General features: G+C 65.5%; 20 protein-coding genes. All 20 read left to right on the forward strand.

Going from position 1 to position 18314, the window contains the following annotated elements; all coding sequences use genetic code 11:
- Positions 1-109 precede the first annotated feature (109 nt).
- Entirely contained in the window at positions 110-4009 is a 3900-nt protein-coding gene (locus SLUN_RS23845) for a DNA-directed RNA polymerase subunit beta' (RefSeq protein WP_108151494.1), read from the forward strand.
- 370 nt (positions 4010-4379) lie between these two features.
- On the forward strand, positions 4380-4751 hold the full coding sequence (rpsL, locus tag SLUN_RS23850; RefSeq protein WP_003948652.1) for a 30S ribosomal protein S12: 372 nt from the start codon (positions 4380-4382) through the stop codon (positions 4749-4751).
- A gap of 2 nt (positions 4752-4753) precedes the next feature.
- The gene (rpsG, locus tag SLUN_RS23855; RefSeq protein WP_014047773.1) at positions 4754-5224 is read left to right on the forward strand and encodes a 30S ribosomal protein S7; all 471 of its coding nucleotides are present in this window, start codon (positions 4754-4756) and stop codon (positions 5222-5224) included.
- A gap of 38 nt (positions 5225-5262) precedes the next feature.
- On the forward strand, positions 5263-7389 hold the full coding sequence (gene fusA / locus SLUN_RS23860) for an elongation factor G (RefSeq protein ID WP_108151496.1): 2127 nt from the start codon (positions 5263-5265) through the stop codon (positions 7387-7389).
- A 160-nt stretch (positions 7390-7549) separates the two neighbouring features.
- Positions 7550-8743, forward strand: coding sequence for an elongation factor Tu (tuf, locus tag SLUN_RS23865; RefSeq protein WP_108151498.1), 1194 nt, complete (start codon positions 7550-7552; stop codon positions 8741-8743).
- Positions 8744-9271: 528 nt separating this feature from the next.
- Entirely contained in the window at positions 9272-9709 is a 438-nt protein-coding gene (locus tag SLUN_RS23870) for a hypothetical protein (RefSeq protein ID WP_108151500.1), read from the forward strand.
- Positions 9710-9764: 55 nt separating this feature from the next.
- The gene (locus SLUN_RS23875; RefSeq protein WP_257153787.1) at positions 9765-11201 is read left to right on the forward strand and encodes a hypothetical protein; all 1437 of its coding nucleotides are present in this window, start codon (positions 9765-9767) and stop codon (positions 11199-11201) included.
- Between the two features lie 11 nt (positions 11202-11212).
- Positions 11213-11713, forward strand: coding sequence for a hypothetical protein (locus SLUN_RS23880; RefSeq protein WP_254709847.1), 501 nt, complete (start codon positions 11213-11215; stop codon positions 11711-11713).
- 841 nt (positions 11714-12554) lie between these two features.
- Positions 12555-12863, forward strand: a complete 309-nt coding sequence (gene rpsJ / locus SLUN_RS23885; protein ID WP_003948644.1) for a 30S ribosomal protein S10 — start codon at positions 12555-12557, stop codon at positions 12861-12863.
- Between the two features lie 14 nt (positions 12864-12877).
- The gene (rplC, locus tag SLUN_RS23890; protein WP_108151504.1) at positions 12878-13522 is read left to right on the forward strand and encodes a 50S ribosomal protein L3; all 645 of its coding nucleotides are present in this window, start codon (positions 12878-12880) and stop codon (positions 13520-13522) included.
- Positions 13523-13527: 5 nt separating this feature from the next.
- The gene (rplD, locus tag SLUN_RS23895; RefSeq protein ID WP_108151506.1) at positions 13528-14178 is read left to right on the forward strand and encodes a 50S ribosomal protein L4; all 651 of its coding nucleotides are present in this window, start codon (positions 13528-13530) and stop codon (positions 14176-14178) included.
- Positions 14178-14501: a 50S ribosomal protein L23 gene (rplW, locus tag SLUN_RS23900; RefSeq protein ID WP_108151508.1), complete on the forward strand. Its 324-nt coding sequence runs from the start codon at positions 14178-14180 to the stop codon at positions 14499-14501. Before rplD ends, rplW begins: the two co-directional genes overlap by 1 nt.
- A gap of 39 nt (positions 14502-14540) precedes the next feature.
- Complete coding sequence (gene rplB, locus SLUN_RS23905) at positions 14541-15377, forward strand: 50S ribosomal protein L2 (RefSeq protein ID WP_108151510.1); 837 nt, start codon at positions 14541-14543, stop codon at positions 15375-15377.
- Between the two features lie 12 nt (positions 15378-15389).
- On the forward strand, positions 15390-15671 hold the full coding sequence (rpsS, locus tag SLUN_RS23910; protein WP_030351437.1) for a 30S ribosomal protein S19: 282 nt from the start codon (positions 15390-15392) through the stop codon (positions 15669-15671).
- Positions 15672-15711: 40 nt separating this feature from the next.
- Positions 15712-16059, forward strand: a complete 348-nt coding sequence (gene rplV / locus SLUN_RS23915) for a 50S ribosomal protein L22 (RefSeq protein ID WP_004571827.1) — start codon at positions 15712-15714, stop codon at positions 16057-16059.
- Positions 16059-16913, forward strand: a complete 855-nt coding sequence (gene rpsC / locus SLUN_RS23920; protein ID WP_108151512.1) for a 30S ribosomal protein S3 — start codon at positions 16059-16061, stop codon at positions 16911-16913. The genes rplV and rpsC overlap by 1 nt, the downstream gene beginning before the upstream one ends.
- 5 nt (positions 16914-16918) lie before the next feature.
- Entirely contained in the window at positions 16919-17338 is a 420-nt protein-coding gene (rplP, locus tag SLUN_RS23925; RefSeq protein ID WP_014047785.1) for a 50S ribosomal protein L16, read from the forward strand.
- Entirely contained in the window at positions 17338-17562 is a 225-nt protein-coding gene (gene rpmC, locus SLUN_RS23930) for a 50S ribosomal protein L29 (protein WP_040024284.1), read from the forward strand. Before rplP ends, rpmC begins: the two co-directional genes overlap by 1 nt.
- Entirely contained in the window at positions 17562-17846 is a 285-nt protein-coding gene (gene rpsQ, locus SLUN_RS23935) for a 30S ribosomal protein S17 (RefSeq protein WP_108151514.1), read from the forward strand. Before rpmC ends, rpsQ begins: the two co-directional genes overlap by 1 nt.
- 98 nt (positions 17847-17944) lie before the next feature.
- Complete coding sequence (gene rplN, locus SLUN_RS23940) at positions 17945-18313, forward strand: 50S ribosomal protein L14 (protein ID WP_023539336.1); 369 nt, start codon at positions 17945-17947, stop codon at positions 18311-18313.
- The last annotated feature ends 1 nt before the right edge of the window (position 18314 follow it).

The raw sequence follows: 18314 nt of genomic DNA on the forward strand, positions 1-18314 counted from the left end.
CTCCTCGTGAGGTCCCGACCCTGCCCCGGACCCGTACAGACCATGATTTAGCGCCCGATATCTCGCTTTACGGCGAGGGGCACGACCCCCTGAGAGGGATTGACGCATAGTGCTCGACGTCAACTTCTTCGACGAGCTGCGGATCGGTCTTGCGACCGCGGACGACATCCGACAGTGGTCCCACGGCGAAGTGAAGAAGCCGGAGACCATCAACTACCGCACCCTGAAGCCCGAGAAGGACGGACTCTTCTGCGAGAAGATCTTCGGTCCGACCCGGGACTGGGAGTGCTACTGCGGTAAGTACAAGCGTGTCCGCTTCAAGGGCATCATCTGTGAGCGCTGTGGCGTCGAGGTCACCCGCGCCAAGGTGCGCCGTGAGCGGATGGGCCACATTGAGCTGGCCGCGCCTGTCACCCACATCTGGTACTTCAAGGGCGTCCCCTCGCGCCTTGGCTACCTGCTCGACCTCGCGCCGAAGGACCTCGAGAAGGTCATCTACTTCGCCGCGTACATGATCACGTTCGTGGACGAGGAGCGCCGGACGCGCGACCTGCCCTCGCTGGAGGCCCATGTCTCCGTCGAGCGCCAGCAGGTCGAGAACCGCCGCGACTCCGACCTCGAGGCCCGCGCCAAGAAGCTCGAGACCGACCTGGCCGAGCTCGAGGCCGAGGGCGCCAAGGCCGACGTGCGCCGCAAGGTGCGCGAAGGTGCCGAGCGTGAGATGAAGCAGCTGCGTGACCGTGCGCAGCGCGAGATCGACCGTCTCGACGAGGTGTGGACCCGCTTCAAGAACCTCAAGGTCCAGGACCTGGAGGGCGACGAGCTCCTCTACCGCGAGCTGCGTGACCGCTTCGGCACGTACTTCGACGGTTCGATGGGTGCCGCGGCGCTGCAGAAGCGCCTGGAGTCCTTCGACCTGAATGAAGAGGCCGAGCGGCTTCGCGAGATCATCCGCACCGGCAAGGGCCAGAAGAAGACCCGTGCGCTCAAGCGCCTCAAGGTCGTCTCCGCGTTCCTGCAGACCAGCAACAGCCCCAAGGGCATGGTGCTCGACTGCGTGCCGGTCATCCCGCCGGACCTGCGTCCGATGGTGCAGCTGGACGGTGGCCGCTTCGCGACCTCCGACCTGAATGACCTGTACCGCCGTGTGATCAACCGCAACAACCGCCTCAAGCGTCTCCTTGACCTCGGTGCCCCCGAGATCATCGTGAACAACGAGAAGCGGATGCTGCAGGAGGCCGTCGACGCGCTGTTCGACAACGGCCGCCGTGGTCGCCCGGTGACCGGTCCCGGTAACCGCCCGCTGAAGTCTCTCAGCGACATGCTGAAGGGCAAGCAGGGTCGATTCCGTCAGAACCTTCTCGGTAAGCGTGTGGACTACTCCGCGCGTTCCGTGATCGTCGTCGGCCCGCAGCTGAAGCTGCACCAGTGTGGTCTGCCGAAGGCCATGGCGCTGGAGCTCTTCAAGCCGTTCGTGATGAAGCGCCTGGTGGACCTGAACCACGCGCAGAACATCAAGTCGGCCAAGCGCATGGTCGAGCGTGGCCGCACCGTCGTGTACGACGTCCTCGAAGAGGTCATCGCCGAGCACCCGGTGCTGCTGAACCGTGCTCCGACCCTGCACCGCCTCGGCATCCAGGCCTTCGAGCCGCAGCTGGTCGAGGGCAAGGCCATCCAGATCCACCCGCTCGTCTGCACCGCGTTCAACGCGGACTTCGACGGTGACCAGATGGCCGTCCACCTGCCCCTGTCCGCAGAGGCGCAGGCCGAGGCACGCATCCTGATGCTGTCCTCGAACAACATCCTGAAGCCGGCCGACGGCCGTCCGGTCACCATGCCGACCCAGGACATGGTGCTGGGTCTGTTCTTCCTCACGACCGACGAGGAAGAGCGCAAGGTCATCGGCGAGGGCCGGTCCTTCGGCTCCAGCGCCGAGGCGACCATGGCGTTCGACAACCGGGAGCTCTCGCTCCAGGCGAAGGTCGACATCCGCTTCCCGGTGGGCACCATCCCGCCGCGCGGCTGGACCCCGCCGGCGCGGGAAGAGGGCGAACCCGAGTGGCAGCAGGGTGACACCTTCCGGCTGCGTACGACTCTGGGCCGCGCGCTCTTCAACGAGCTGCTGCCCGAGGACTACCCGTTCGTCGACTACACGGTGGGCAAGAAGCAGCTCTCCGAGATCGTCAACGACCTGGCCGAGCGCTACCCCAAGGTCATCGTGGCGGCGACGCTCGACAACCTGAAGGCTGCGGGCTTCTTCTGGGCGACCCGTTCCGGTGTCACCGTGGCCATCTCGGACATCGTGGTCCCCGACGCCAAGAAGGCGATCGTCAAGGGCTACGAGGCGCAGGACGAGAAGGTCCAGAAGCAGTACGAGCGCGGTCTGATCACCAAGGAAGAGCGCACCCAGGAGCTCATCGCGATCTGGACCAAGGCGACCAACGAGGTTGCCGAGGCGATGAACGCGAACTTCCCGAAGACCAACCCGGTCTCCATGATGGTCAACTCGGGTGCTCGCGGAAACATGATGCAGATGCGTCAGATCGCGGGTATGCGTGGTCTGGTGTCCAACGCCAAGAACGAGACCATCCCGCGTCCGATCAAGGCGTCGTTCCGCGAGGGCCTGTCCGTGCTGGAGTACTTCATCTCCACGCACGGTGCCCGTAAGGGTCTGGCGGACACCGCCCTGCGTACCGCCGACTCGGGTTACCTGACCCGTCGTCTGGTGGACGTCTCGCAGGACGTCATCATCCGCGAAGAGGACTGTGGCACCGACCGCGGCCTCAAGCTGCGGATCGCCGAGCGCGGTGCCGACGGTGTGCTGCGCAAGGCGGAGGACGTCGAGACGTCCGTGTACGCCCGCATGCTCGCCGAGGACGTCGTCGTCGACGGCAAGGTCATCGCGCCGGCCAATGTCGACCTGGGCGATGTGCTCATCGACGCGGTCGTCGCCGCGGGCGTCGAGGAGGTCAAGACCCGCTCGGTCCTGACCTGTGAGTCCGCGGTCGGCACGTGCGCGTACTGCTACGGCCGTTCGCTCGCCACCGGCAAGCTGGTGGACATCGGTGAGGCGGTCGGCATCATCGCCGCCCAGTCCATCGGTGAGCCCGGTACCCAGCTGACGATGCGTACCTTCCACACCGGTGGTGTGGCCGGTGACGACATCACCCAGGGTCTGCCCCGTGTCGTCGAGCTCTTCGAGGCTCGTACGCCCAAGGGTGTCGCCCCGATCTCGGAGGCGGCAGGCCGCGTCCGTATCGAGGAGACCGAGAAGACCAAGAAGCTCGTTGTCACCCCCGACGACGGCAGCGAGGAGACGGCGTTCCCGATCTCCAAGCGTGCCCGTCTGCTGGTGGGCGAGGACGACCGCGTCGAGGTGGGCCAGAAGCTCACCGTGGGTGCCACCAACCCGCACGACGTGCTGCGGATCCTCGGTCAGCGCGCGGTCCAGGTCCACCTGGTCGGCGAGGTCCAGAAGGTCTACAACTCGCAGGGTGTGTCGATCCACGACAAGCACATCGAGATCATCATCCGGCAGATGCTGCGCCGTGTGACGATCATCGAGTCCGGCGACGCCGAGCTGCTGCCGGGCGAGCTCGTCGAGCGCTCGAAGTTCGAGACCGAGAACCGTCGTGTGGTCACGGAAGGCGGCCACCCGGCCTCCGGCCGTCCGCAGCTGATGGGTATCACCAAGGCCTCGCTCGCCACCGAGTCGTGGCTGTCGGCGGCGTCCTTCCAGGAGACGACCAGGGTTCTGACCGACGCGGCGATCAACGCCAAGTCGGACTCCCTGATCGGCCTCAAGGAGAACGTCATCATCGGTAAGCTCATCCCGGCCGGTACGGGCCTGTCCCGCTACCGCAACATCCGGGTGGAGCCCACCGAGGAGGCCAAGGCCGCGATGTACTCGGCCGTCGGCTACGACGACATCGACTACTCGCCGTTCGGCACCGGCTCCGGCCAGGCCGTTCCGCTGGAGGACTACGACTACGGTCCGTACAACCAGTAAGGCATAGTCCCCCTGGACCCCGTGGTGTTTGCTGCCAGGGGTCCGGGGGGAGTCCCCCGGGACAGCACAGTCAGGGCGGCCATCTCTCGCGGATGGCCGCCCTGTGCCGTATCTTGCAGGCCGGTGTGTCCTGCGCGTGTGCATTTGTTTTGACCGGAGCCGATGCGGTAGGTACGCTCTGTCCTTGTGCCTGGGGTGTGCCTGGGCTCGTGTGCGTGTCCTCAACCGCATGGCGAGTCCGTAAATCGGCCATCGTAATCTGCGCCTCTTCCCCTTCCGGGGAAGCCTGCAGTATTCGACACACCCGACCGCGTGGGTCGGCGACGTTCCAGGTTAGTTTCACATACGGCACACAGAAACCGGAGAAGTAGTGCCTACGATCCAGCAGCTGGTCCGGAAGGGCCGGCAGGACAAGGTCGAGAAGAACAAGACGCCCGCACTCGAGGGTTCCCCTCAGCGTCGTGGCGTCTGCACGCGTGTGTTCACGACCACCCCGAAGAAGCCGAACTCGGCCCTGCGGAAGGTCGCGCGTGTGCGTCTGACCTCCGGGATCGAGGTAACGGCCTACATTCCGGGTGAGGGACACAACCTGCAGGAGCACTCCATCGTGCTCGTGCGTGGTGGCCGTGTGAAGGACCTGCCGGGTGTTCGTTACAAGATCATCCGCGGTTCCCTCGACACCCAGGGTGTCAAGAACCGCAAGCAGGCCCGCAGCCGCTACGGCGCCAAGAAGGAGAAGTAAGAATGCCTCGTAAGGGCCCCGCCCCTAAGCGCCCGGTCATCATCGACCCGGTCTACGGTTCTCCTCTTGTCACGTCGCTGATCAACAAGATCCTGCTCAACGGCAAGCGTTCCACTGCCGAGCGGATCGTCTACGGCGCCATGGAAGGCCTCCGCGAGAAGACCGGCGCTGACCCGGTCATCACGCTGAAGCGCGCCCTCGAGAACGTCAAGCCCTCTCTCGAGGTCAAGTCCCGCCGTGTCGGTGGCGCCACCTACCAGGTGCCGATCGAGGTCAAGCCCGGTCGCGCCGCCACCCTCGCGCTGCGCTGGGTCGTGGGTTACTCCCGCGCCCGTCGCGAGAAGACCATGACCGAACGCCTCATGAACGAGCTGCTCGACGCCTCCAACGGCCTCGGCGCTGCGGTCAAGAAGCGTGAGGACACGCACAAGATGGCCGAGTCCAACAAGGCCTTCGCGCACTACCGCTGGTAGTCGCTACCCACATCGAGACCGAGAGAAGATTGAGCCTTATGGCCACCACTTCGCTTGACCTGGCCAAGGTCCGCAACATTGGGATCATGGCCCACATCGACGCGGGCAAGACGACGACCACCGAGCGCATCCTGTTTTACACCGGTGTGAGCTACAAGATCGGTGAGGTCCACGACGGCGCTGCCACGATGGACTGGATGGAGCAGGAGCAGGAGCGCGGCATCACGATCACGTCCGCCGCGACGACCTGTCACTGGCCGCTCGAGGACGTCGATCACACCATCAACATCATCGACACCCCGGGTCACGTCGACTTCACGGTCGAGGTGGAGCGTTCGCTCCGCGTGCTCGACGGTGCTGTCACGGTGTTCGACGGTGTCGCCGGCGTTGAGCCGCAGTCCGAGACTGTGTGGCGTCAGGCGGACCGCTACGGCGTTCCGCGTATCTGCTTCGTCAACAAGCTCGACCGCACCGGTGCTGAGTTCCACCGCTGCGTCGACATGATCGTGGACCGCCTCGGCGCGACCCCGATCGTGATGCAGCTGCCGATCGGTGCAGAGGCTGACTTCAAGGGCGTCATCGACCTGGTCCGTATGAAGGCCCTGGTCTGGTCCGCCGAAGCCACCAAGGGCGAGATGTACGACGTCGTCGACATCCCCGCCACGCACACCGAGGCTGCCGACGAGTGGCGCGGCAAGCTGCTCGAGGCCGTCTCGGAGAACGACGACGAGATGATGGAGCTGTACCTTGAGGGCGTTGAGCCCACCGAGGAGCAGCTCTACGCGGCGATCCGTCGCATCACCATCGCGTCCGGCAAGGGCGTCGGCACCACCGTCACCCCCGTCTTCTGCGGTACCGCGTTCAAGAACAAGGGCGTTCAGCCCCTGCTCGACGCGGTTGTGCGTTACCTCCCCTCCCCCCTGGACGTCGAAGGCATTGATGGCCACGACGTCAAGGACCCGGAGAAGGTCGTCACGCGCCGCCCGTCCGACGACGAGCCGCTGGCCGCTCTGGCCTTCAAGATCGCGAGCGACCCGCACCTGGGCAAGCTCACCTTCATCCGGGTCTACTCGGGTCGCCTGGAGTCCGGCACTGCGGTGCTGAACCCCACCAAGGGCAAGAAGGAGCGCATCGGCAAGATCTACCGTATGCACGCGAACAAGCGTGAGGAGATCGAGTCGGTGGGTGCCGGTGACATCGTCGCCGTCATGGGCCTGAAGCAGACCACCACCGGTGAGACGCTGTGCGACGACAAGAACCCGGTGATCCTGGAGTCCATGGACTTCCCGGCGCCGGTCATCCAGGTCGCGATCGAGCCCAAGTCCAAGGGTGACCAGGAGAAGCTGGGTGTTGCCATCCAGCGTCTCGCGGAGGAGGACCCCTCCTTCCAGGTCCACTCGGACGAGGAGACCGGCCAGACCATCATCGGTGGTATGGGCGAGCTTCACCTCGAGGTGCTCGTCGACCGCATGCGGCGCGAGTTCCGCGTCGAGGCGAACGTCGGCAAGCCGCAGGTCGCGTACCGCGAGACGATCCGCAAGACCGTCGAGCGTATCGACTACACGCACAAGAAGCAGACCGGTGGTACCGGTCAGTTCGCGAAGGTGCAGATCGCGCTGGAGCCCATCGAGGGCGGCGACGCGACCTACGAGTTCGTGAACAAGGTCACCGGTGGCCGCATCCCCCGTGAGTACATCCCCTCGGTGGACGCGGGTGCACAGGAAGCCATGCAGTTCGGCATCCTGGCCGGCTACGAGATGGTGGGCGTCCGCGTCACCCTTCTCGACGGTGGTTACCACGAGGTCGACTCCTCCGAACTCGCGTTCAAGATCGCTGGTTCGCAGGCGTTCAAGGAGGGTGCTCGCAAGGCGTCCCCCGTGCTCCTCGAGCCGATGATGGCCGTCGAGGTCACCACGCCCGAGGACTACATGGGCGATGTCATCGGCGACCTCAACTCCCGCCGTGGCCAGATCCAGGCCATGGACGAGCGCAGCGGCGCCCGCGTCGTGAAGGGGCTTGTCCCCCTCTCGGAGATGTTCGGCTACGTCGGAGACCTCCGCAGCAAGACCTCGGGTCGCGCAAGCTACTCGATGCAGTTCGACTCCTACGCCGAGGTTCCGCGGAACGTCGCCGAGGAGATCATCGCGAAGGCCAAGGGCGAGTAACTCTTCGGAGTACACGCTCTAGGCTTGTCACCGGCGCCTGGAGGGGCGTTCGCAGCAGGGCTCATGCACTGCGGCGAACGCCCCCGGGCCCGGCATTCCAGCAAAGATCACCTGGCGCCGATGAAGCAAGGCGTACAGAACCACTCCACAGGAGGACCCAGTGGCGAAGGCGAAGTTCGAGCGGACTAAGCCGCACGTCAACATCGGCACCATCGGTCACATTGACCACGGTAAGACGACCCTCACGGCCGCCATTACCAAGGTGCTGCATGACGCGTACCCGGACCTGAACGAGGCTTCGGCCTTCGACCAGATCGACAAGGCTCCTGAGGAGCGCCAGCGCGGTATCACCATCTCCATCGCGCACGTCGAGTACCAGACGGAGTCGCGTCACTACGCGCACGTCGACTGCCCGGGTCACGCTGACTACATCAAGAACATGATCACGGGTGCCGCGCAGATGGACGGCGCCATCCTCGTGGTCGCCGCCACCGACGGCCCGATGCCGCAGACCAAGGAGCACGTGCTCCTGGCCCGCCAGGTCGGCGTTCCGTACATCGTTGTCGCCCTGAACAAGGCCGACATGGTGGACGACGAGGAGATCCTGGAGCTCGTCGAGCTCGAGGTTCGTGAGCTCCTCTCCGAGTACGAGTTCCCGGGCGACGACCTGCCGGTCGTCAAGGTCTCGGCGCTCAAGGCGCTCGAGGGTGACGCCGAGTGGGGCCAGACCGTTCTCGACCTGATGAAGGCCGTTGACGAGTCGATCCCGCAGCCCGAGCGTGACGTCGACAAGCCGTTCCTGATGCCGATCGAGGACGTCTTCACGATCACCGGTCGTGGCACCGTCGTCACCGGTCGTATCGAGCGTGGTGTCCTCAAGGTCAACGAGACCGTTGACATCGTGGGCATCAAGCAGGAGAAGACCACCACCACGGTCACCGGCATCGAGATGTTCCGCAAGCTGCTCGACGAGGGCCAGGCCGGTGAGAACGTCGGTCTGCTCCTCCGTGGCATCAAGCGCGAGGACGTCGAGCGCGGCCAGGTCATCATCAAGCCCGGTTCGGTCACGCCGCACACCGAGTTCGAGGCCCAGGCCTACATCCTGTCGAAGGACGAGGGTGGCCGTCACACCCCGTTCTTCAACAACTACCGCCCGCAGTTCTACTTCCGTACCACGGACGTAACGGGCGTGGTGACCCTTCCCGAGGGCACCGAGATGGTCATGCCGGGCGACAACACCGTCATGACGGTCAACCTGATCCAGCCGGTTGCCATGGAGGAGGGCCTCAAGTTCGCCATCCGTGAGGGTGGCCGGACCGTCGGCGCCGGCCAGGTCACCAAGATCAACAAGTAATTGCTGATCTGACCTGGTTGCTCCCGGAGCACCAGCAAGGGCCCCGCACTTCGGTGCGGGGCCCTTCGCGTTGTCCGGCGCTGCTGTGACAGCCGGCGGTGCCGGTCTGCGGGACCAGATCCAGGGGTGTGCGTCCGCGCCCATGCCGACGGCCGTGGCGGTGTCGTGGGGGCCGCGCAGGCGGAGGGTCCACGAGGACTCCGCCCGCCTGCGCAAGGTTCGTGTGGAGGTCCGTCCCGAAGACCTGGACAAGGCCACGGAGGCGTTCCGTGGCGGTCAGGAGGTCGCGGTTCACGGGTGACGTTGAGCCGAGCGGTACGGGTGTGCGGCTGCGGAGGGTGACGGGATTCGTGATGGGCCGGGTACGACGGCAGGACCGTTCGCGCGGTCTCGACGGTACGAGGTCACGTACACGGCCACGCCGCAGGGATGGCGTGCGAATCGGCCGCACTGTTGGAATCCCGCTTTCGCTTGGTGAACCGCGTTCCGTAGGTTGGCAGGAAGTGATCACGTCTATGGAGGGGTCCCATGGCCTGGGAAGAGTGGGCGCAGATCAAAGCTGAAGTAGCCGACCGGCATGCTTTCCAGATGCAACTGAACCAGCTAGCCCCGGCAGGGGGAGGCGGCAGCAGTGCCCCTGACCTGGCCTCCAGCCCGGCGAAGAAGCAGGCAGCGGTGAAGGCGATCAACGACGCGCTGGAGCCCGGTGTCGTGAACGACGGCAAGCACACCGCTGAGAGCGTGAATGCGGCAGTCAAGGAGTTCGGCGCCCGAGACGGTTACGGCTGGGACACGTCAGGCGCCCTGAAGAAGGCGCATGAGGCGTGGGCGAAACAGGTCAAGACCCTGCTCGACCGGTTGGCGACGGAGAAGAGCCTTCTGAGCACGACAACCATCAACTTCCAGAACAACGACCTCGATATCGCCGCACAGATGGCTCGACATTCCCGGATCGACGACTACTGACCCCCGGTTGACCAGCCGGCTCCAAGGGGAATGCATGCCGACCTACCACGAAGTCATGAGCACCGATCTGTCCAAGCTCACCACCGCCGCTGACAAGTGGGACGAGATGGTGGGCAAGTTCAAGACACTCGAAGAGCAGTACAAACGCGATGTTCATGGCGTCTCGCTCGGTCCGACCTGGCAGGGATTGAGCGCCCAGGCCGCGAACGACAGGTTCACCGTCACACTCAAGGAGTTCCAGGGGGCCCAGAAGGAGGCAAAGGCGGTTGGCTCCATTCTGCGCCAGGCCCACACTCAGCTCACCGACCTCCGAGGCAGGGTCAAGGACGTGCGCGCCGATGCCGTCAAGGACGGCATGCGAGTCTCCGACCAGGGCATCGTCGCCTTTGACACCGAACAGCTCAGCCAGGGCGAGCGCACCGCGTATGTGCATGACCCCAGCTATCAGGAGAGCGCCCGCGCGAAAGCGGCTGAATGGTCCGAGCGCCTCACCCAAGCGGTCAAGGCCGTCACCGACGCCGACGACGGAATACGCATCGCCCTAGGAGCCGCCGTTCTCGACTCCGACTTCCTCGACGGCACTGTCAACGGTTTCAACAGGAAGCCCATAGCCAGCCCCTACCCCTCGCTGGAGGAGGCAGGCAAGGCCGCCAACATGCCCAAGGACAGGGAGGAAGTCGCGGAGTGGTGGCGCGGTCTCGATCCGGTCACCCGTGGCGTCCTGCTCCAGGAGCGTGGTGATGAGCTGCGAGCAGCGGGAATCATGGACCCTCTGTACAAGTGGACGTCCCCCGACAAGGGCTCGGGCGCCTTCGACGTGGAGGAACCCACGACGCAGGATCTGTTGTTCCTGGCCCGGGCTCAGGCGATCGCCGCCGGTGGCGACTTCACGGGAGAGACCGCCGCGTCCCGGAACATGGAGCACTACCTCGGTGGCACCGGCGAGCCGCTCGACCTGGACGTCGACCGCATCCTGCACGACGAGTCCGGATTTGGCTCCGAGGTCGAAACGCTTCACGTAGCGGAGAACCAGGAGGCGTGGCGCCAGAAGGCTCTCGACGAATTCACCAAGGCCGGTGGTGACAGGACGGTCGTCGTCCCGGTGGAGAGCCAGGCGCTCGGCCGGACGTTCCAAGGGGAGGAGTGGTTCCACGCGGTCGGGTCGCACCAGCAGAACGTGTCGGGCATGGTCACTGTCAGTCCCGGCGAGGGCGGAAAGCCCAAGGTCTCGCTCGACTACCAGGTCAACGTGTGGGACCGCTACAACTGGGATGCGGGCAAGGGTGCGACGTTTCCCGGTGGCATGTATGTACCGGACGAGGAAATGGGGCGACTGCACAAGGTGGGATTCGCCCAGGAATTCGACATGCGTGGCAGCAGCTCCACTTTCCATCACGATCTGAACAGTGGCGCCCCCACGGTGGAACCGGCGGACCCCGGCCGGACGGGCAGCCGCGGGGACGTCTCGCGCGGCGACGAGGAGAACAGGTGAACACTCAACGCATGGTTCGGACACGTCTGTTCGCGGCACTCGCCGGGGCGCTGCTCCTCACCTCTTGTTCCACGGCAGACGCGGACGATCCCCACGTGACCGACAGGCGCACGTCCCACTGGGGCAAGGGCGTGGGTGCTCCCGAGGCGTCCGCGTTCATGAAAGTGAAGGTGCCCGAGGGGGCGACGGAGGTGAAGGGAGCCGTTCAGGTCAACCCTCAAGAGGATGTCTACCTTCTGTCCTTCGTCACCGACTGGAAGAACGCCGAGCAGATCGCGGCAGATCTGCGTTCCGAGACGCCTCTGCACCCCAAGAAATACGACCTGCCGCCGACTACCGAACTCTTTGGACACCTGGGACTCACCGAGCCGCAGACACTGAAGGGGGTCCGCTGGGCGGGTGTGTGTCCGCCCTGCGTGAGTGACCAGCGGCGGAGCGAGGTCGCGTGGATCGAGACATACGTCCACTCCCAGGCCCAGGGGAAGGCCCGGGTGTATCTGAAGGCGTTCTGACCTCGCTCCAGGGCTGCGGAGCCCGCCGGCTGCCATCCCTTGCGGGAAGCTGCTGACTGGGCGCGTTCCTATCAGTGTGCGGCGGTCCGGCAGCCGCGGCAGTCTCCTGGTTCCGGATGGTCCGGGGCATTGCCAGGGCGCGCACCACCGGGTCCAGCTGGTAGTCCTGCGGCTCTACGCCGGAGCGGAACGGTGCCTGGAGCGCCGTCTTGCCGGCCGAGGCGACCGCACCCCAGCGCCCGGCGTCCAGGAACGCGTCCAGCCGGTCGGGCTCGTCGAACTCATGTGCGGGGGAGGGGAGCTCATGGCTCGGTCACCTCTGTTGCCTGCTCGGGACCCGTTCACCGGCGAAAAGGGACGAATGGAGGCAGCAGTCCCATCCCGGCTCAGGACCGGTCCCGCAGAGACCCGGTCCCCGCGCGCCGGGGTTTGACAGCGAATGGCGCCGGGGTAACCTCTTCGGCTCGATTGGCCAGGGGGCGGGCCCGTGTGGCAGACTATGCGGGTTGCTCGGTTGAGTGCCGATGCTGCGCGCCTCCCGTCGGGAGGACCGGAAGCGAGTCCCACAGTACTCGTCGCCCCATCTGCCGTAAGGCAGCGCTGAGGCGGACGTACGGGAATCTTTCGGGAAGTGTCAGCGGGGTGCGAACCAGGCACCCGGTGGGTGTTCTCCCCCGGCTCGCGGTCTCAGGCCCGCACCCCTTGGCAGGGAAATCCTTCGGGAGATCTTCGTAGAGGGAATGCGACACGCCCGACCGCGTGGGTCGGAGAGAACGGTGCTTATAGAGAGCACAGCCTTCCGGGTTCCAGAGCGTTTCGAGAGACAGGACTACTAGTAGCCATGGCGGGACAGAAGATCCGCATCCGGCTCAAGGCCTACGACCACGAGGTCATCGACAGCTCGGCGAAGAAGATCGTCGAGACGGTGACCCGCACTGGTGCGTCGGTCGCGGGCCCGGTGCCGCTGCCCACTGAGAAGAACGTGTACTGCGTCATCAAGTCGCCGCACAAGTACAAGGACTCGCGCGAGCACTTCGAGATGCGCACGCACAAGCGCTTGATCGACATCCTCGACCCGACGCCCAAGACCGTTGACTCGCTGATGCGCCTGGACCTTCCGGCCGGCGTTGACATCGAGATCAAGCTCTGAGAGGCGCGGAGAAGATGGCAAAGCAGATCAAGGGCGTCCTGGGCGAGAAGCTCGGCATGACCCAGGTCTGGGACGAGAACAACCGTGTCGTCCCGGTCACTGTCGTCAAGGCTGGGCCCTGCGTCGTTACCCAGGTCCGTACGAATGACTCCGACGGCTACGAGTCGGTCCAGATCGCCTTCGGCGAGATCGACCCTCGCAAGGTGAACAAGCCCCTCAAGGGTCACTTCGCCAAGGCCGACGTAACCCCCCGCCGCCACCTGGTGGAGCTCCGTACCTCCGACGCCAGCGAGTACACGCTCGGCCAGGAGATCACTGCCGAGGTGTTCGAGTCCGGCGTCAAGGTCGACGTCACGGGCAAGAGCAAGGGCAAGGGCTTCGCCGGTGTCATGAAGCGTCACAACTTCAAGGGCCTCGGCGCCGGTCACGGCACCCAGCGCAAGCACCGCTCCCCCGGTTCGATCGGTGGCTGTGCCACCCCTGGGCGTGTCTTCAAGGGCATGCGCATGGCGGGCCGCATGGGCAATGAGCGGGTTACCACCCAGAACCTGACCGTTCACGCCGTAGACGCGGAGAAGGGCCTGCTCCTGATCAAGGGCGCGGTTCCTGGTCCCAACGGCGGCCTGGTCCTGGTCCGCACTGCGGCCAAGGGGGCCTGAGGACTATGAGCACCATTGACATTCTGTCGCCCTCCGGCGACAAGTCCGGGACCGTTGAGCTCCCGGCCGAGATCTTCGACGCCAAGATCAGCATCCCGCTGATCCACCAGGTCGTCGTCGCGCAGCTGGCCGCCGCCCGTCAGGGCACGCACAAGGTCAAGCGTCGTGGCGAGGTCCGTGGTGGCGGTAGGAAGCCTTACCGCCAGAAGGGCACCGGCCGCGCCCGTCAGGGTTCGACCCGTGCGCCGCAGTTTGCCGGCGGTGGCGTCGTACACGGCCCCACGCCGCGTGACTACTCGCAGCGGACCCCGAAGAAGATGAAGGCCGCCGCCCTGCGCGGTGCCCTCACCGACCGGGCCCGCAACTCCCGTATCCACGTCGTCACCGGCGTGATCGAGGGCGAGGTCTCCACCAAGGCCGCGAAGACCCTGCTGGGCAAGATCAGTGAGCGCAAGCACGTGCTCCTGATCGTCGAGCGGGCCGACGAGGCCGCGTGGCTCTCCGCCCGTAACCTGCCCCAGGTGCACCTCCTGGAGCCGGGCCAGCTGAACACGTACGACGTGCTCGTCTCCGACGACGTGGTCTTCACCAAGGCCGCTTTCGAGTCCTTCGTGTCTGGCCCCAAGGCCGATGAGACCGAAGGGAGCGACGCCTGATGTCCGAGGCGACCGTAACCAGCAAGACCTTCACGGACCCGCGCGACATTCTCGTCAAGCCGGTTGTGTCCGAGAAGAGCTACGCCCTGCTCGACGAGAACAAGTACACGTTCATCGTCGCGCCCGGCTCCAACAAGACCCAGATCAAGCAGGCCGTCGAGGCGGTCTTCTCGGTCAAGGTCACCGGGGTCAACACGATCAACCGTCAGGGTAAGCGCAAGCGCACCAAGACCGGTTTCGGCAAGCGCATCAACACCAAGCGCGCCATCGTGACCCTCGCTGAGGGCGACCGAATCGACATCTTCGGCGGCCCGACCTCCTGACGGAGGTCGAGTCGTCCGGAATCGGACGAGGACTGAGAAATGGGTATCCGCAAGTACAAGCCGACGACCCCGGGCCGTCGTGGCTCCAGCGTCGCCGACTTTGTCGAGATCACGCGGTCCACGCCGGAGAAGTCGCTGGTCCGCCCCCTGCACAGCAAGGGCGGCCGTAACAACACCGGTCGTGTGACCGTCCGTCACCAGGGCGGTGGCCACAAGCGCGCCTACCGCGTGATCGACTTCCGTCGTCACGACAAGGACGGCGTGCCGGCCAAGGTCGCTCACATTGAGTACGACCCGAACCGCACCGCGCGCATCGCGCTTCTGCACTACGCAGACGGCGAGAAGCGCTACATCATCGCGCCCAAGGGCCTGACGCAGGGCGACCGTGTCGAGAACGGCCCGGCCGCCGACATCAAGCCCGGCAACAACCTGGCGCTGCGCAACATCCCGGTCGGTACGACCATCCACGCCATCGAGCTGCGGCCCGGCGGCGGCGCGAAGTTCGCCCGTTCCGCGGGTGCCTCCGTGCAGCTGCTGGCGAAGGAGGGCACGATGGCCCACCTTCGTATGCCGTCCGGCGAGATCCGGCTGGTCGACGCCCGCTGCCGCGCCACCATTGGCGAGGTCGGCAACGCCGAGCAGTCGAACATCAACTGGGGCAAGGCCGGCCGTCTGCGCTGGAAGGGCGTTCGCCCGACCGTCCGCGGTGTCGCGATGAACCCGGTTGACCACCCGCACGGTGGTGGTGAGGGCAAGACCTCCGGTGGTCGCCACCCGGTCAGCCCGTGGGGTCAGAAGGAGGGTCGTACTCGCTCGCCGAAGAAGGCATCGAGCAAGTACATCGTCCGCCGCCGCAAGACGAACAAGAAGCGCTAGGAGCGGGTTTAGATGCCGCGCAGTCTCAAGAAGGGGCCCTTCGTCGACGACCACCTCATCAAGAAGGTGGATGTCCAGAACGAAGCAGGCACCAAGAACGTCATCAAGACCTGGTCCCGTCGCTCGATGATCGTCCCGGCCATGCTCGGCCACACGATCGCGGTGCACAACGGCAAGATCCACGTCCCGGTGTTCGTCACCGAGTCGATGGTCGGCCACAAGCTCGGCGAGTTCTCGCCGACTCGCACCTTCCGCGGCCACGTCAAGGACGACCGGAAGTCGAAGCGCCGCTAACGCGGGGTGACTGACTATGACTTACACCGAAGGGACAACCATGGAAGCCAGGGCCCAGGCGCGGTACATCCGCGTCACGCCCATGAAGGCCCGCCGAGTGGTGGACCTCATCCGTGGCATGGATGCCACGGAGGCTCAGGCGGTCCTGCGTTTCGCCCCGCAGGCCGCGAGCGTGCCCGTTGGCAAGGTGCTTGACAGCGCCATTGCCAACGCTGCACACAACTACGACCACACCGACGCCTCTTCGCTGGTCATCAGCGAGGCGTACGTGGACGAGGGCCCGACCCTGAAGCGGTTCCGTCCGCGTGCTCAGGGCCGTGCCTACCGGATCCGTAAGCGGACCAGCCACATCACCGTGGTCGTCAGCAGCAAGGAAGGAACCCGGTAATGGGCCAGAAGGTTAACCCGCATGGGTTCCGGCTCGGCATCACCACGGACTTCAAGTCCCGCTGGTACGCCGACAAGCTGTACAAGGACTACGTCAAGGAAGACGTTGCCATTCGTCGCATGATGACGAAGGGCATGGAGCGAGCCGGTATCTCGAAGGTTGAGATCGAGCGCACCCGCGACCGCGTCCGCGTTGACATCCACACCGCCCGCCCGGGCATCGTCATCGGTCGCCGTGGCGCCGAGGCCGACCGCATCCGTGGCGAGCTGGAGAAGCTGACCGGCAAGCAGGTCCAGCTGAACATCCTCGAGGTCAAGAACCCCGAGGTGGACGCTCAGCTGGTGGCCCAGGCCGTCGCCGAGCAGCTCTCCTCCCGCGTCTCCTTCCGTCGTGCCATGCGCAAGAGCATGCAGGGCACGATGAAGGCCGGCGCCAAGGGCATCAAGATCCAGTGCGGTGGCCGTCTCGGCGGCGCCGAGATGTCCCGCTCGGAGTTCTACCGCGAGGGCCGCGTGCCCCTGCACACGCTCCGTGCGAACGTCGACTACGGCTTCTTCGAGGCCAAGACGACCTTCGGCCGTATCGGTGTGAAGGTCTGGATCTACAAGGGCGACGTCAAGAACATCGCCGAGGTCCGCGCCGAGAACGCCGCGGCCCGTGCGGGTAACCGCCCGGCCCGTGGTGGCGCCGGCGACCGTCCGGCCAGTGGCCGTGGTGGCGGTCGTGGTGGCGAGCGGGGCGGCCGCGGTGGTCGCAAGCCGCAGCAGTCTGCGCCGGCAGCCGAGGCCCCCAAGGCCGAGGCTCCCGCCGCTGCCGCTGCTCCGGCTGCTGAGAGCACCGGAACGGAGGCCTGACCGAAATGCTGATCCCCCGTAGGGTCAAGCACCGCAAGCAGCACCACCCGAAGCGCAGCGGTATGTCCAAGGGTGGTACGCAGGTTGCGTTCGGCGAGTACGGCATTCAGGCCCTCACTCCGGCGTACGTGACCAACCGCCAGATCGAGGCGGCTCGTATCGCGATGACCCGCCACATCAAGCGTGGCGGCAAGGTCTGGATCAACATCTACCCGGACCGCCCGCTGACGAAGAAGCCTGCCGAGACCCGCATGGGTTCCGGTAAGGGCTCCCCCGAGTGGTGGATCGCGAACGTCAAGCCCGGTCGGGTGATGTTCGAGCTGTCCTACCCGAACGAGAAGATTGCGCGTGAGGCGCTTACCCGCGCTGCTCACAAGCTTCCGATGAAGTGCCGGATCGTGCGGCGCGAGGCAGGTGAGTCGTGATGGCGGCCGTTACTAAGGCGTCCGAGCTGCGCGAACTGGGCGACGAGGAGCTTGTTGCCAAGCTTCGCGAGGCCAAGGAAGAGCTGTTCAACCTCCGCTTTCAGGCGGCGACCGGTCAGCTCGAGAACCACGGCCGGCTGAAGGCCGTCCGCAAGGACATCGCGCGGATCTACACCCTGATGCGTGAGCGCGAGCTGGGCATCGAGACGGTGGAGAGCGCCTGATGAGCGAGAGCAATGTGACCGAGAACAAGACCGACCGCGGATTCCGCAAGACCCGTGAGGGTCTGGTCGTCAGCGACAAGATGGACAAGACCGTCGTCGTCGCTGTCGAGGACCGCGTCAAGCACGCGCTGTACGGCAAGGTCATCCGCCGTACGAACAAGCTCAAGGCGCACGACGAGCAGAACGCTGCCGGCGTCGGCGACCGCGTCCTCATCATGGAGACGCGTCCGCTGTCGGCGAGCAAGCGCTGGCGCATCGTCGAGATCCTCGAGAAGGCCAAGTAATTCTCCCGAGGGGTATCCCTCGGGACAGTTCCGCCAGGCTCGGCGGGGGTTGCTGACGCAACCCCCGCCGGGAACCGGCAGACGATCAGGAGATAGACGTGATCCAGCAGGAGTCGCGACTGCGTGTCGCCGACAACACTGGTGCCAAGGAGATCCTTTGCATCCGTGTTCTCGGTGGTTCCGGTCGCCGCTACGCGGGCATCGGTGACGTCATCGTCGCCACCGTCAAGGACGCGATCCCCGGTGGCAACGTGAAGAAGGGTGACGTCATCAAGGCGGTCATCGTTCGCACCGTGAAGGAGCGCCGCCGCCAGGACGGCTCGTACATCCGCTTCGACGAGAACGCCGCCGTCATTCTGAAGAACGACGGCGACCCTCGCGGCACCCGTATCTTCGGCCCGGTGGGCCGTGAGCTGCGCGAGAAGAAGTTCATGAAGATCATCTCGCTCGCGCCGGAGGTGCTGTAAG

This window comes from Streptomyces lunaelactis (assembly GCF_003054555.1).
Taxonomy (GTDB): domain Bacteria; phylum Actinomycetota; class Actinomycetes; order Streptomycetales; family Streptomycetaceae; genus Streptomyces; species Streptomyces lunaelactis.